Origin of the sequence: Sediminitomix flava, assembly GCF_003149185.1 — a bacterium.
Classification (GTDB): domain Bacteria; phylum Bacteroidota; class Bacteroidia; order Cytophagales; family Flammeovirgaceae; genus Sediminitomix; species Sediminitomix flava.
Genome location: NZ_QGDO01000004.1, coordinates 78,984 through 94,527 on the forward strand (window position 1 = coordinate 78,984; position 15,544 = coordinate 94,527).

At 35.8% G+C, this 15,544-nt stretch carries 10 protein-coding genes; 4 read left to right on the forward strand and 6 right to left on the reverse strand.

From position 1 onward, the window contains the following. Positions 1 to 3: 3 nt before the first annotated feature. From BC781_RS15865 to pulA, 6 genes are all read right to left on the reverse strand, one after another. Entirely contained in the window at positions 4 to 3,099 is a 3,096-nt protein-coding gene (locus BC781_RS15865; protein ID WP_109619555.1) for a SusC/RagA family TonB-linked outer membrane protein, read from the reverse strand. A gap of 262 nt (positions 3,100 to 3,361) precedes the next feature. Further along, positions 3,362 to 4,207 carry a BadF/BadG/BcrA/BcrD ATPase family protein gene (locus BC781_RS15870; RefSeq protein ID WP_109619557.1) on the reverse strand — a complete coding sequence of 282 codons (846 nt, stop codon included), beginning with the start codon at positions 4,205 to 4,207 and terminating at the stop codon, positions 3,362 to 3,364. A gap of 148 nt (positions 4,208 to 4,355) precedes the next feature. Then, positions 4,356 to 4,994 (reverse strand): response regulator transcription factor, encoded by a 639-nt coding sequence (locus BC781_RS15875; RefSeq protein WP_109619559.1) that lies wholly within the window; start codon positions 4,992 to 4,994, stop codon positions 4,356 to 4,358. 45 nt (positions 4,995 to 5,039) lie between these two features. Further along, positions 5,040 to 9,164, reverse strand: coding sequence for an AAA family ATPase (locus BC781_RS15880; RefSeq protein WP_109619561.1), 4,125 nt, complete (start codon positions 9,162 to 9,164; stop codon positions 5,040 to 5,042). Positions 9,165 to 9,388: 224 nt separating this feature from the next. Further along, positions 9,389 to 10,000 carry a hypothetical protein gene (locus tag BC781_RS15885; protein WP_146201707.1) on the reverse strand — a complete coding sequence of 204 codons (612 nt, stop codon included), beginning with the start codon at positions 9,998 to 10,000 and terminating at the stop codon, positions 9,389 to 9,391. Positions 10,001 to 10,151: 151 nt separating this feature from the next. Next, positions 10,152 to 12,173, reverse strand: a complete 2,022-nt coding sequence (gene pulA, locus BC781_RS15890; RefSeq protein WP_109619565.1) for a type I pullulanase — start codon at positions 12,171 to 12,173, stop codon at positions 10,152 to 10,154. A 136-nt stretch (positions 12,174 to 12,309) separates the two neighbouring features. On the opposite strand from pulA, the gene BC781_RS15895 reads away from it, so the two are divergent. The 4 genes from BC781_RS15895 (at position 12,310) to BC781_RS15910 (ending at position 15,476) form a co-directional block, all read left to right on the forward strand. Next, positions 12,310 to 12,642, forward strand: a complete 333-nt coding sequence (locus BC781_RS15895; protein WP_109619566.1) for a hypothetical protein — start codon at positions 12,310 to 12,312, stop codon at positions 12,640 to 12,642. Positions 12,643 to 12,900: 258 nt separating this feature from the next. Further along, entirely contained in the window at positions 12,901 to 13,380 is a 480-nt protein-coding gene (locus BC781_RS15900; protein ID WP_109619568.1) for a Dps family protein, read from the forward strand. 206 nt (positions 13,381 to 13,586) lie between these two features. Next, positions 13,587 to 14,423 carry an SDR family oxidoreductase gene (locus tag BC781_RS15905; protein ID WP_109619570.1) on the forward strand — a complete coding sequence of 279 codons (837 nt, stop codon included), beginning with the start codon at positions 13,587 to 13,589 and terminating at the stop codon, positions 14,421 to 14,423. 90 nt (positions 14,424 to 14,513) lie between these two features. Further along, positions 14,514 to 15,476: an SDR family NAD(P)-dependent oxidoreductase gene (locus tag BC781_RS15910; RefSeq protein WP_109619572.1), complete on the forward strand. Its 963-nt coding sequence runs from the start codon at positions 14,514 to 14,516 to the stop codon at positions 15,474 to 15,476. Positions 15,477 to 15,544 lie beyond the last annotated feature (68 nt).

The window sequence follows — 15,544 nt, forward strand, 5'->3', positions numbered from 1 at the left end:
AGATTAGAATGTTACATTAGCTCCAATTGATAGAACTCTACTTTGAGGATATCTACCGTAATCAACTCCTTGATTAAGTGTACCACCACTTCCAGTTCCTAGTCCACCAACTTCTGGGTCTAGTCCTGTGTATTTAGTGATTGTAAACAAGTTTTGGCCTGAGAAGTAAAGTCTTAGGTTCTTAACTCCCTTTATTGCATTTTCTGGGAACGTATACCCAATCTGCATGTTTTTCAATCTTAGGTAAGACCCGTCTTCTACATAAAAATCAGAAGGTCTCAAGTTTTGCTCAACTGTAGCAGAGTTTAAGCCAAATAATTCATTGCTTCCATTTTGCGCAGTCCAATGATCCTTATAGTCATTTGTAAGGGCATAATTCTTATGCGTTGCATAGTTGTAGTACTTGAAAGCATTAAACAAATCACCACCTTGTACACCTTGGAAGAAGAATGTTGCATCCCATCTTTTATAGCTCATTCCCAAGTTGATACCATAGAATAAATCTGGGTTAGGGTTACCTATAAGCGTTCTATCATCTCCATTGATCACACCATCCGCTTCATCAGGGATACCATCGCCATTTGTATCTACAGTCAATTGATCTTTAAATTTAAAATCTCCAGCTCCTACACCTTCTCCAGCTTGCGCACTATTATCTGCTTCTTCTTGAGATTGGAATACTCCTTCAACTTCATAACCAAAGAATTGACCAACGGCTCCTCCTGCTTCAGTTCTTGTAACATCTGTATTGATTAGTGCTACATACCCTGCCGTAATTGGATTGTCAGAACCTAATTCGATTACTTCATTTTTGATTGAAGAAAGATTCACATTTACAGAGTATTTGAAGTCAGAACCAATTTGTCCTTTGTAACCTAGGTCGATCTCGAATCCTTTATTCTCAATGATACCAGCATTTGTGTAAGGGTCAGATACATATCCCGAATAAGATGGGATTGGAACTCTTACCAACATATCATTTGTCGTCTTCACGAAATAGTCAGCAGTTAAAGTAAGCTTATCATCCAAGAAACCTACGTCGATACCAATATTTGAAGACTCAACTTCTTCCCATTTGATATTTGGATTGGCCAAAGTAACAGGAGCTGCTCCTGGTTGCTCTGATCCTCCAATTACATAACTATACTCCAATAGTCTCTCAGATGCTTGTACTGTAGCCGTATAAGAGTATGGCGTAATATTCGCATTACCAACAATACCCCAACCTGCACGTACTTTCAATGTACTTACCAATTCTTTTGGTAAGAAATCCATATAAGACTCATTTCTTAGTTTCCAAGCCAAGGCTGCCGATGGGAAAGTACCATAACGGTTATTTGGTCCAAAAACTGAAGATCCATCACGACGGAAAGATGCAGTCAATAAATAACGATCATCAAAACTATAATTCAAACGTCCTAAATACGAAGACATTTTCACTTCAGTACCAGAGTTAAAAGCCTCAGTACTTTCCAAATCAGTTGATGCGTTCAAATATTGAAGCTCTTCAATATCTCCAGGTAAATTATTTCTACTTGCAGACATAAACTCATATACATCACTTTGAGATGTCACACCAGCTAATAGTGCTAAACTATGTTTCCCAATTGCTTTCGTATAGGTTAGTGTATTCTCAAGTAACCATTCATTTGTATTTGAATACCTTTTAGACAGGCTATTCGTTACTAGCTCATCATTACCTAAATACTTATATGCAGGCAAGTATGTCTTAGATTTTCCGTTTGAAAGAGAGTTACTCAAAGATGATTTAAATATTAAACCTTTGATTGGCTCAATTGTCAAATACGCATTAGAGTTCAAAATCAAAGATGAAGTTTCACGAACCTCTCTTTCCATTGCTGCTACAGGGTTTCTTTGGTCAGAATAAGGAGTTGACGCCCATTCTCCGTTATATTTTACAGGAGTCAAAGGGTCAATACGCTGAGCTGCAACTAAAACACCATTAAAGTAATCTGTTTTAAGCCCATTTTGAGATGAGTTTGCCAAAGCAACATTTACTCCAGCCTTTATTCTTGAACTCAAAGTATAATTTGACTTAAAACGAGCATTGATTCGCTCATAGTCTGTATTATTAATAATACCTTCGTTCTCAAAATACCCAACACTAAACAATGTACTTACTGTCTCTGAAGACTTCGATAAGTTCACATTAGCCTTATATATAACTCCAGTTCTTGTTACAGCATCGAACCAATCAGTTGTTTTTGAAGGATCGATGAAATCAAAGCTTGTATCAAGAGCTGGATAGTTTGTAGTACCTGTAAACGTATTTGCATTAGACTGCGCCGTATTATAAGCTGACAAATAGTCTTGAGAATTCATCAAGTTTGGTTGACTCCAAGCATTCTGTATACCTGACTGTAAATCAACATTTACTTGTAAGTCTGAAGAAGTACCTGATTTAGTTGTCACCAAAACAACACCATTCGCACCTCTAGAACCATAAATAGCAGTTGCTGAAGCATCTTTTAGAACCTCCATACTCTCTATATCAGCATCATTGATATGAGATATATTATCCATAAAAATACCATCTACTACATATAAAGGCTCAGAGTTATTTACAGTACCTGTACCACGAACACGAACCGACAAACCAGTTCCTGGCTGACCTGATACCTGAGTCACTTGTACACCTGACGCTCTACCTTGAAGCATAGCGGCTGCGTTTCCTACAGCTTGTCCTTGAAGATCTGATGCTTTAACACTAGATACTGCTCCAGTCAAGTCACTTTTCTTCTGAACACCATAACCAATGACTACAACTTCTTCTAGTTGTTCTACATCAATCTGTAAAACAATATCAAATTTTGTTTGATTGCCTACTGAAATTTCTTGATCTACATATCCAACAGCTGAAATAGCTAATACAGGATTTGTAACATCAGAAGGAATTAAGAGCTTAAAAGTACCATCAATACCTACAGTTGTACCTACAGATGTTCCTTTAAGTAAAATATTTGCGCCAATTACAACTTCATTTTCAGAATCAGTGATCGAACCTGAGATGAAACGTTCTTGGGCCCATACTCCACTGCTTACGAGCAATAGCAGTAATGAGATAAAAAATGCCCTCATGTTAATTTTTGGAATTAAGTGAAAAACTATATAAAGTATTATGCGTTGTTACAAATTCAATTTTGTTAATAAGTGTAAGTATAACCTCCCTGTTTTCAGTGATTATAGAATATCCCCTACTTTCAGTTAACCACCTAACATTCTGCATTTAAAACAAAAAAATGCCTTGAAGGTAAAACCCTCAAGGCATCCAATAATCCCATACAATTAATTAATTACTCACTATAAGTTTGTCTACAATATACTTACTAAACACTCTGATTTAGTCTCTATGAAATGCAGTCAAATCTTGAATAGGGCTTTTTGAAACATAGACTAGTTCAACCCCTTTTTGATTTGCAACACTTTCTAATATCTCTCTAAAATGGTAAGCTACAGAACCTACACATTTTACTTTCATATCTTTAATTTCCTCTTGATAACTAAGTATGTAGTATTCTACAAACTTCTCAAAATTGTCTTCCAGTATTGCTCGGCATAACTCATCATCTTTCCATTCTACTAGAAATGGCAGAAAAGAAGCTAAAAAGCGGTTAGGAAAACGACCTCCATAGATACGCTCCATTAACTGCACATGCGTAAACTGATAGCGGTCATAAAATGCTTGCACCAACTCTTTGGAAAACTTTCTCAAAAGAATTGCCGAGATAAATTCACGACCAATCACAGCTCCGCTTCCCCAATCAGCTAGCACATAACCGAGAGATGGCACGTTATCTATAATTTTACTCCCATCATAAACACAAGAGTTTGCTCCTGTCCCTAAGATACAAGCGATACCTTTTTCTCCTTGAAATAAACTTCTTGCTGCACCAAGCATATCACTTGCTACTTCTATTGAGTCTACCTCAGGAATTGCTTGACTAATTGCACTCTGTACAAAGTCTTGCTTTTCTTTTAGTCCACAGCCTGCTCCGTAAAAATGTACGGACGAGATCTGTCTCCCGTGATTTATATTATTTGATACTCCTTCAATTATACGCTCAACGATCTCCTGTTGGTTTAAAAAATAAGGATTGAGTCCCACTGTCTGAAATTGATCACTTCCATCATCCCCTAATAAAATCCAGTCTGTCTTCGTCGAGCCACTATCTGCGATTAGCTTCATATAACTCTTTGATTTACGGTTATAGTAATTTAATGATGCGCCACATTCTTTCTCCAAACGTATTAACCGCTTAATACAAAAGAGCTTATTTTTAAAAATTATTTTATCACTGAAAAAAGGGATTTAAGAATATCCCCTCATTTCACTTCTAACTAATAATTCCTTTTCTAAAAGCTATATTTACTAGTTCAGCTGTATTTCTTGCCTGCAATTTCAAGAGTAAATTCTTTCGATGAGTCTCTACTGTATTTTTAGTGATAAACAAACGATCTGCAATTTCATTCGTTGTAAACCCACTTGCTATTTCTTTCAATACATCTACTTCTCTATCCGACAAGGTTTCTGTCATCAGAGCCATTTTAGAGCGTTTCAGATAAGTAGATAATAATACATCCGAAGCTTCTTTTGACAGATAGTTATCATCATTGATTACCGTATGTATCGCCTCAATCAACTCCTCCTTCTCTGTATTTTTAAGCACATAGCCATGAGCACCTTTCTTCATCATATTTGCAATGAATCGCTTCTCATTATGCATAGAGAGTGCTATGATCTTTGTGTTTGGTTTTAACTTTAAGATTTGTTCAGTTGCTTCAATCCCATCCATCTCAGGCATATTCACATCCATGATTAAGATATCTACTTCATTTCCTTTTACGAAATTGACCGCTTCAATTCCATTAAAGGCTTCCCCTACTATCTCAATAGATTCTTCTCCTTCTAGAAGAGAGCGAATTCCTTGGATAAACATTTTATGATCGTCAACAATTAGTAGTTTTGTTTTCATGGTTCAGTGAATTTAATCGGTTTTCAACTTTGTTATTAGTATTGTTTATTTGGTTACCAGCGGAATTTCTATGATAAAACTACTCCCTTTTCCAAGAATACTTTCTACATGGAAATTCCCTTTAAGCATTTCTACTCTAAAATTAATATTCTCAAATCCCATTCCTTTTTGCACATTTTCATAATCAAAGCCTATTCCATCATCTTCTATAATCATGTTTAGGTCAGATGCGTGTGCAGTAAACTGAATCAAGATGCTTTCAGCCTTGGCATATTTGATGATATTCTGAAGGATTTCTTGACAAATACGATAGAGGTTTACTCTATCATCTACATCCAAAAAAGTATCATCTCCCCAAATCGATAATGAGATATCTAAATTGGTAGATGTATTCAAAGTTTCTACAAGATCTTGTAAAGCTGCTAAAAAGCCAAACCTTTTAAGAACTGGAGGCATCATATGATGTGAAATCTGACGTACTTCTCCTACAGTCTTATCCAAAAGACTAATTACTTTTGAGCCATCATCTTGTCTTTCCTCGGGTAAAGCCTCCATGGTATGCTGCAAGCTCATTCTAGTAGCAGAGAGTAAACCTCCTACGCTATCGTGTAAATCTTGGGCTATACGAAGACGCTCTTTTTCTTGCGCTTGAATTACTCTTGCCATATACTCAGACTTTTGAGTATCCATCAACTTGTGTAATTCATCTTTCTCTATAATCTGCTTATTTAATTCTTTATTGACGTTCAATAAACTTGTATGAATAAGAGCGTTACTTAGCGAAAGAACAGCTTGTCTCGTAAAACCTTCAAATGCACTTACTACAGATTCACGGAAGACATTTGTCTCAAAGGTATTTTCAAAATATGCAATCAATACATTCCCATCAATCGTTCTTGCAGGAATACAACTTAGCGATTTCACCATCGGACGCTGATTGTTTTTAAGCGTCTCATAACTAGCAAAAACACTTCTATTTGTCCGAATACTGTATTGTAATGCCGTAATATCGAAATCTTCTTTTTGTAAAGGTCTCTTCTTACCAAAAGTTTGAATCGAAAAGTCTAAAAGATTGGCTCGCCCTAATTCATAGGTTGCTCCATTCTTTTGAAGTAAAATCGAAATTCGATCTGCTGCAGCCGAATTCATACTGAGCAACAATAAGTTTTGCAAAACTTGATCAAGGTCTAGACCAACAATCAATCTTGACTGAAACAGAATCGATAAGTTCTCGGGAGGAAATATATCCCTATCTTCATTCAGAAAATTATATTGTTGTCTAAAAAATTGAACGACAGCAACAGCTCCCCACCTCTCGTAAAAGTTTAATGTCTCTTTATAGTAAGCCTTCGCTTCATCGAGCTTCTGTTCTTCAAGTGCTTTACGCATCAGAAATGTTGTGATCAGCACTTGCTCTACTGGCTGATCAATTTCTTTCCAAATATTCTCAATGTACGGCAATTCATCTGCTTCGCTTCTGTCCGTTACCCATTCAAGCACGGTCTTCATAAGGCAGTAGCGTATCTTAAACATATTTGGATTGAAGGCTGTCCATTTCTTATAATGTTCCAAAGCCTTATGCAATCGCAGAAGCAATTCTACCCTATTTTCTCCTTTTCTGTATAAGTAACTTACCGCCATAAACTCATAGAAAATGACTTCGGGGTAAAGAGGAGAACTGAGGTGCAGAACAGCTCTTCCAATGGCTAACTCAAAGAATTCGGCTGCTCTATGATATTCACCTAATAAAAATGCTGCTTTCCCTTCGGCATAATTTCTATAGAAATTCTCTTCCTCACTATAGGAGTTCACCAAATTAGGAACTTCACTTTTCAAGAGAGAAATATCTGTCTTTTTACCTTTAAGAAAAGCAATAAGTGCTATGTGACAATCTAGAATATAAGAGGTGAAACTTTCACTTTTTGCCTGTAGAAGTTCTTTACTTTTCCTCTCTAAAATATCCAGATTTTCCCCCATCAGGAAATGGATATTGAAATGATGTGTTTGAAGAATAAACTTCCCATACAAATCACCATTTTCTTTGTAATTCTCTATTCCTCGCTCTAAGAAAGGTAATGCCGTATGAAAATTCTTTTTCCAGAAATGAATATAAAAAGCATACACCCCCATCACTCTTGTGTGTAAGGTGTTACTTCCTATTTTCTGATTGAGGTAAATACCCGTTTCTCCAATCTGAAAGCCCATCTCCATTTTATCAGGCTCAGCCATCAGCAAACGACCATAGGTCACGAGTGCTAACGATGTGTATTTAGAAAATTCACTTTGAAGACCAATTCTAAGAATTTTCAAACTCTGCCACTTCATCAGATCATTAGAAGCATAATTCAGAGAAATACCCCCTATATAAAGAATCTCTAAAATACTATGCTCTCTAGGAGTCATTTTACGACTTTCCGTATGCTGATTGAGCAAACGTTCATGAATTCTGACCGGTAAGTTTTTCTCATCTTGTTTGAGTTTTTCTTTTAGTGTACCGAGGTTTTCTTCAATTTTGACACCCAACTCCAACAAAGCATATTTTACCAACTCCTTCGCCTTCTGCAAACGACCGATATGGGTATTGATCGATATCTTTTCCCTAAAAATTCGGATACGCTGATGAAGTGTATGGCTATGTTCAAAGAGATTATCTAAAAGTTGATCTGCAAGTTCATAATTCCCTAAGTAATACTCACAAATAGCTTTTTGAAGAACTATATCGAATTGAAATTCCTTTTTGGAGTCACGGCTTAATTCACCTAACAACTCTATGGCTAGGTTATAATAATCAATTGCGGTTTGGTACTCTTGGTTCTGTTTAGACTTTTCTGCAATGACACACTGATACTGAATCACCTCAATCAGATCATTTTCATTTGTCAAATTCGCAGAAGCCTTTCCCAAGTAACGTACCGCTAAAGTAAGGTCTTGAAAGTTTTCTTTCTTTTTATATTTCGAGATGTAGTATTGCCCTAATCTGTAAGCCATTCCAAAATATGCTTCAGGCTCTATTTTAGAACTAAAAAACTCGGCTATAGACAGTTCTTTAAAAAGAATCTGATTTTTGTCTTTCTTGATGATTTGGAGTTGTAACCAATCCCCCAAACAATCTTCGATTTCCTCTGTAGGAATATCATCTAAAATCCCTCGAATATCTTTCAAACTAACCGTCTTACGTAAAGTAAGAGCTGTCATTAGTAATCTATCTTGTTCAGAGAGTGAATTCCAAATCAAATCCCACTGCTCTTCCTTGTATTTTTTTTCAATGAGTGAATGAAATGAAAGGCTATCTGCATGCCATACGCCATCTTCTAACCAAATACCATTTCCGACCTGCAGGTTATGAACAACAGAAACTAAAGCATGTAAATTTCCTTTTGATTCTTCGAAGATCAGACGACTGAGTTTTTTCCCACAATAGCCTTCTTTTAGCTCATCTTGAATGATTTGCTCTGAAACTTCTTCACTAAGTGGCTCAATAGAAACTAAGGGAATTTCGGAATTTTCAAAAGTCAGATCAGAGGTAAATATTCTGAATTCTGAAAACTCATCGCCTCCGTGAGTATCATAGACAAGTGCAATAAATAATGGAAAATCTTTCAACTCTTTTAGCAAGTACCTCAACAGATACAAACTTGATTGATCCATATATTGGACATCTTCAAAGAATAAGAAAATTGGACCATTGATATAACTTAGAATGAGTTTACACATTTCTAAAAAGAGATATGGTAAACGGTTTTCTAGAAGTACTTGAATCGTTTTTTTCTTCTGAAGAGGAGCATTTTCTACCAATAGACTTAACTCAGGAATGTATTCTTCAAGAATAAAAAAGCCTAATCCTATGGTTTCAAAAAGTTGGTCAGAAAGATGTTGTCTTTCATTTTGATCTAGTTGTACTACGAGGTCATTGATTGCTGAAGCAATGATTTCTCGAAAAGGATAATACGGAACATTGTAATATTCGGCACTACAAACACTCACATATTTGGAGGTGTAACTGATATGCTCAAAGAAGCGATTCAGTAAGTCTGTCTTTCCACTTCCTACTTCGCCTTCTAGCAATATTGTTTTGAGTCGTCTTGATTCTTCATCAAGAAAAGAATCATAATACGACTTCAATAAATCTAACTCCTCACTTCTATAAAAATTTGTAGGTAATACCTCCATGAGCTAAAAAAAATAAACCCTTCCACTAAATCTTTTAACTATGATCTCGAAAAATTAATAAAAAAATAACTTATCCGTGAAATTTTAACTTTACAATAATTAACAACATGGTGCACTCTTTAAAAAGTTATCTGTAGACGCGATAATCAATGATTTTGCAGCAACAAAAAATGAGTATAGATATAAAAAATGCCATAAAACTATGATGTTATATGACGTATAAACTATTCAGAAACGAGTTTCCAATTATCTTCTTTCCAGATATAATTAAATACAGTATCTGGTTGTTCTTGAGTAGAATACACATATTCAACTTTAGAAAGTGAATCACAACCTGTAGTAGGCGTACATTCCATTTCAGAGGTTGAAATCAATTTCCCCTCAAGATTATAACGATGATATTTTTCATTTTTGACTATAAGAATTCCTTTTGCCCCTTCTTTACTTTCATAAATCAGCTGTTGCTTATCATCGTATTTCTTTTCTAGGATTGAAGCTTTTACCCAACGTCCTTTTTTAAATAGAAAATTTACTTTTCTGATGGTATTTCCTTGTTCGTCATAATAAAGACTATCCAATTGAAAATCCGATAGACCTTGTTCTTTGGTAAGACCTGTCAGTAATTTGACTCTTAGGTCATTGTTATAATTGTAATATTTGGTGAGTACAGCTACTGCTCTACCATCGCTTTTGTTTACCTTTTTTATGGTCTGTTTGACCAATGTTTTTTCTTCCTCTACCAATTCATACTCATTATCTGTCACGATTTTGTAGGCTTGTTTTGTACAAGCGAACCCTATACACATACAGATAAATAGATACAGATTTGCTTTCATAGGCTGAGATATTTAGAACCTAAATTAACCTATTCATTCCTTATTTCATACTTTAAAAAATCTAAGTTTAATACTTCCCTTTATAGCTATAAGTCTCTAAAAATGAAAAGCCCTAAGCTTTTGATAAACTTAGGGCTGATACATTATTTTCTTATTTTGACTCTTCTTCTTGTGTTAATATTAGAGCCGAACTAGCATTTATGGTATGCGTTCCTCCTTTTATATCTTTTATTCCATCAGGATTCGCTGCTTCATGGTTTACAATTACTTTCCACTTTCCTTTAGGTACTTTCACCCTTTTTGAACGTGTAGAGCCATTATAGAAAACCAAAATACGACTAGCCTTGTCATTGTTGGCATTTCCATCAATGCTATAATTGATTAGTAAATCATCTTTTGTCGGAATAAACTCCAGATATTTCTGAATCATAGCTGTAGTCGGCATTCTGAAAGCAGGATGTGCTTTACGAACTTCAATCAGACCTTTGTAGTAATCGAATGTGTCTTTATTCGTTTCTTTCCAGTCCCAATGAATCTGATTGATAGAATCAGGACTGTTATAGGAATTTTCAACACCATATTTTGTACGAAGCATTTCTACTCCAGCATGTAAAAATGGGACACCTTGTGAAGTCAGAATAATTGCATTAGCTAATTTATGCATTGCTTTTATCTGCTTTTCAGAAGCTTTTTCATTCGATTCTTTGAGCTTGTCATAAAGCGTATGATTATCATGGCAAGAAACATAATTAATCGTTTGTGTAGGCTCATTTGCCCAAGCAGTATCCGAATAGTTTACTTTTTCATAATCAATCTGTTCATGTTGGGTAGATGCCACAATTCCGAATTTAACACTTTCATCCATTCCACTTTTGCCAGAAACAAAGCCCTTTTCTTTATGTCCAGACCAAGAACCTTTAACACCATCTCTCATATCATCTGAGAAGGCAGCTACATTCACAAGTTTGGGTACATTGGCTTTAATTGCTCTTTCTCCAATTGGAAGTGGGCTATCTGACGCTGTCCATCCTTCACCGTACACAAAACTAGAAGGATTTATACTTTTCAGTTTCTTTGCAATATCATTCATTGTTTCCACATCATGAATACCCATGAGGTCAAAACGGAAACCATCTATGTGATATTCTTCAGCCCAATAAGCGATTGATTCAACCATGTATTTTCGCATCATTGGCAAATCTGAAGCCGTTTCATTTCCACAGGCAGAAGCATCTGAATAAGTGCTATCCGCATTTAGTCTGTAATAATATTTTGGTACTTCTTGGTTAAAACTAGATTTACCAGCATCAAAAGTGTGATTGTAGACAACATCCATGATTACTCCGATTCCATTTTCATGGAAAGCTTTGACCATCTCTTTGAATTCTTTGATGCGAGTTGCTCCATTATGAGGGTCTGTAGCATAAGAACCTTCTGGTGCATTATAATTTTGAGGATCATACCCCCAATTGAATTGTGGTTGATCTAGTTTACTTTCATCAATAGACTTATAGTCAAAAGCAGGAAGGATATGAACATGTGTAATCCCTAATTCTTTCAAATGGTCTATTCCTGTTTTACTACTATCGGGCGTAATAGTTCCTGTTTCTGCTAGACCTAAATATTTCCCAGGAAATTTACTTCCCGATGAAGGATGGATCGTCATATCTCTGACATGCAGTTCGTAAATAATCATATCTGTCGGAGACTTTACAACAGGACCTTTATCGTTACTCCAACCTTTCGGATTGGTTTTCTTTAGGTCAACAATCTGCCCTCTATGTCCATTACAGCCTACAGCTTTAGCGTAGATTCCAGGTGTTTCATCGAGCCATTTTCCATTCACTTTCAACTGGTAGGTGTAATATTTCCCTTCATGATCTCCTTCCCACACTAAAAACCAAACTCCATCAGCTCCTTGTTGAAGAAAATCTTCTTCCATAGCAGTCCCTCCAATATCTTTGTTATAGATGATAACCTTTACTTTTTCGGCTACAGGAGACCATATTTTGAAAGTCGTTGCTCGTTTATTGTAGGTCACTCCCAAGTCCTCTTTTTCATAAAAAGGCATATCTGAAAATGTTGCATATGTTATGGGTTTATTTTCTGTTTTCTTACAGGATACATGACCTATCATAAGGCAAAAGGTGATTAGGTAGAGATACTTTTTCATTTTCTATATATACTTCAAAGTTTAATTAGTTCGATTTCAATATACTATCTAGTTTGTCATTTCACAGAACTACCTCTTTGATTAATCCAATAATTTGTATATATTAATTGAAACCTAACATTAAAACCAACTAACCATGAGAACCACAACTAAAAACTCGACCTATCTCCACAACCTATTGAGAAGTAAAATTTCTGAACAAGGCCTAAGAGATCAATTTAATAAACAATACCTATCTACAACCGAAGCGGCAGCTTCTTTAGCCAAGTCTAAAACTGTAGAACTTCATGACCAAGCCAACTACTACCGAAGATGTTTGAATCTATTTTCGATAAGTCTTGTGCTTGGATTTTTCATACTTTCCTACTTGTTGGAATGGCAGCAAGGTTTTGTTTTATCGCAAGTTTTAATCACACTAACCTCTTCAATCATGATTGGTAAACTGATTATGAGAGAGCCTTTATTGTGATAGTTTTTCGTCAAATTATTTAATAAATCTTAAGCGTAAGTTTTAGCGGCATTTTTAATACAATTCTCATCAATTTTTTTATTGAAAAATGGCTTCAATGTTTAACTTTAATCAGAACAATAATTCCTTCTAAATCAGTCATCCACTACATAACTATAGTTATTTCTGATAACTTTATAAAAAGAATCGATTTTACTTATACGAGATAAATACTCACCTTTGTAAAGTCATTTAAAAACAATCTAAAAAACACAAAAAATGAAAGGATTAAACCTGATTGGACTAAACACGAAGAAGACTGCAGAGCTAAGTGAAAAATTGAATAACTTACTTGCAAATTTTCAAGTATACTACCAAAACTTAAGAGGTGTTCATTGGAATATTAAAGGCCCTCACTTCTTCGAGTTACACGTAAAGTTTGAAGAACTATATACTGAAGCCCATACAAATGTTGATGACATTGCTGAGCGTATCCTTACACTAGGACATTCTCCTTTGCATACTTATAAAGACTACATCAAAATTGCGGAAGTAAAAGTAGGTAAAGATATTACTGGGGATGTAAAAGCTGTAGAGCTAATCTTAGGAAACCTTCAAACACTACTTCAGCTAGAAAGAGCTACTATTGAGGTAGCTGCTGAAATGGGTGATGAGGGTACTGTTTCTCTTATCAGTGACTTGATCACTTCTCAAGAGAAAATGGTATGGATGTTCTCTGCTTGGTTGAATAAAGCATAAAACATAATAAGATTATAAATTAAAAAGGCTGCTTTCTTAACTGAAAGCAGCCTTTTTTTATGCTTAAAAATATCCTCAATACTAATTCCCCACCTCTCCTGTACTATGTATACAATATGCTTCAATTTGTATACTTTCTCGGATAAGTAATAGACGACCTTTGTATTGTTCTTAAAATAAATACAGAAACCGAAAATTATTTAACCATGAATAAGACAGTTTTAATCACAGGATCAAGCTCAGGATTTGGTAAACTAGCTGCTAAAACATTTCAGCGTGAAGGATGGAATGTAATTGCTACTATGCGTTCCCCTGAAAAAGAAAATGAACTCAATCAATTAGAAAATGTACTTGTAAGTCGCCTTGATGTCACCAACCAAGAAAGTGTAACACAGGCCGTCAATGAAGGAATTGAAAAATTCGGAAAAATCGATGTACTCGTTAACAATGCTGGCTACGGCGGACACTCTTTCTTAGAGCAATTTTCCGAAGAACAAATTTACGACATGTTTGAAACCAATGTATTTGGTGTCATGCGTGTTTGCCGTGAAGTATTGCCACATATGCGTAAACAAAAGAGTGGTACAGTCATCAATATCACTTCAATGGCAGGATATATGGGCTTGACCTTAACTTCTACTTATTCGGCTTCCAAATGGGCTGTAGAAGGTCTTACAGAATCTATGGCTATGGAATACAGACCTTTTGGTATTCAAGTAAAAGCAATTGCTCCGGGAGCTTTCGGGACAAACTTTGTAAATGCTAGTGACAATAACTTTGAAGGCGGCGATGATGAAATCAGAGAAAGTGCGACCAAAATTGGCGCTCATTTTCACACTGTAGTAGCACAAATGCAAAAACAAAGTGGTCAGGTAGCCGATCCTCAAGAAGTAGCAGATAAAATCTATGAATGTGCTACAACAGAAACTCCTGTACACAACATTGTAGGAGCCGATGCAGAAATGCTCAAAGGTATGATAGACTCAATGCCACGTCAGCAATTCATTGAGAAGCTAGATGAGCTATTATTACCAAAAGCATAAAATTGTAATCCAACTATAAATTTTCTCTACAAAAAATTAAATCTCTGATCAAAGGAAGTGGCAAGAGTTTAAATACTAAAGCATAACTAGATGGCAAACAAGAATGTAATTTGGTGTGATAAAAAAACACTTGAAAAAGATCTTAGCGGAAATATTTACATCGTTACAGGTGCAAATTCTGGAGTAGGATTAGAAACAACCAAGCAATTGGTCAAACAAGGAGCGCATGTAATAATGGCATGCAGAAGAGTAGATGACGGCGAAGAAAAAGCAAAAGCTTTTAGCGATGCAAAAGGAAGCTATGAGGTCATGAAGGTGGATTTTGCCGATTTACAATCTATCCGAAAGTTTAGTGAACAATTCCTGAATAAACATGACCACCTCAATGGGCTGATGTGTAATGCTGGAGCTATTTTTCAAGACAAAGAAGCTAAATACACCAAAGACGGCCTTGAAATGTCTATAGGTGTTAGTTATTTCGGTCACTTCCTTCTAACTGAACTGCTATTAGATATTCTGAAAAAAAGCGCCCCTGCCAGAGTCGGAATATTATCTTCTGTAGGACATGCAGGTAGCCCTAAAAATAGATACAAAATCCATTTCGACGACATTGATTGGAAAAAGCGTAAATACAATGGAATTGACGCTTACTGTGAAGCAAAAGTAGCCGCAAACCTTTATGCTATGGAATTGGCCGAAAGACTAAAAGATACTGGCGTTTCTACGGCATCGATTCACCCAGGTTGGGCCAGAAGTAATTTTGGAGGAAATGGCTTAATGATGAAAGCAGTAAGAATCGTTCTATCTCCCTTCCAAAACTACATTACAAATAGTAATGAAGAATCCGCACAAACCTCTCTCCATTGTCTATTGTCAGATGATGCACCAAAGCATTCAGGAGCCTATTTTAGCCAACACAGTGTGCTTTATCGAGATAAGGAGTGTCGAAAAGGAGGTTGGCCAATGACCTCTCCCAATCCGCATGCAAGAGATATGGACGATGCTAAAAAACTCGTCGCATTAAGCCGAAAACTTACGGGCTTAGAAAATTAAGCTAATCCCTTCAAGATGTATACATTCTACTTCAACATGTATACATCTGAAAATGAAATCTAAAGTAA

What these genes read in the sequence shown, in the direction of transcription:
- BC781_RS15880 (WP_109619561.1), bottom strand. Translation starts at nt 9,164, where the DNA reads ATGGAGGTATTACCTACAAATTTTTATAGAAGTGAGGAGTTAGATTTA.
- BC781_RS15875 (WP_109619559.1), bottom strand. Translation starts at nt 4,994, where the DNA reads ATGAAAACAAAACTACTAATTGTTGACGATCATAAAATGTTTATCCAA.
- BC781_RS15905 (WP_109619570.1), top strand. Translation starts at nt 13,587, where the DNA reads ATGAATAAGACAGTTTTAATCACAGGATCAAGCTCAGGATTTGGTAAA.
- BC781_RS15870 (WP_109619557.1), bottom strand. Translation starts at nt 4,207, where the DNA reads ATGAAGCTAATCGCAGATAGTGGCTCGACGAAGACAGACTGGATTTTA.
- BC781_RS15885 (WP_146201707.1), bottom strand. Translation starts at nt 10,000, where the DNA reads ATGAAAGCAAATCTGTATCTATTTATCTGTATGTGTATAGGGTTCGCT.
- pulA (WP_109619565.1), bottom strand. Translation starts at nt 12,173, where the DNA reads ATGAAAAAGTATCTCTACCTAATCACCTTTTGCCTTATGATAGGTCAT.
- BC781_RS15865 (WP_109619555.1), bottom strand. Translation starts at nt 3,099, where the DNA reads ATGAGGGCATTTTTTATCTCATTACTGCTATTGCTCGTAAGCAGTGGA.
- BC781_RS15900 (WP_109619568.1), top strand. Translation starts at nt 12,901, where the DNA reads ATGAAAGGATTAAACCTGATTGGACTAAACACGAAGAAGACTGCAGAG.
- BC781_RS15895 (WP_109619566.1), top strand. Translation starts at nt 12,310, where the DNA reads ATGAGAACCACAACTAAAAACTCGACCTATCTCCACAACCTATTGAGA.
- BC781_RS15910 (WP_109619572.1), top strand. Translation starts at nt 14,514, where the DNA reads ATGGCAAACAAGAATGTAATTTGGTGTGATAAAAAAACACTTGAAAAA.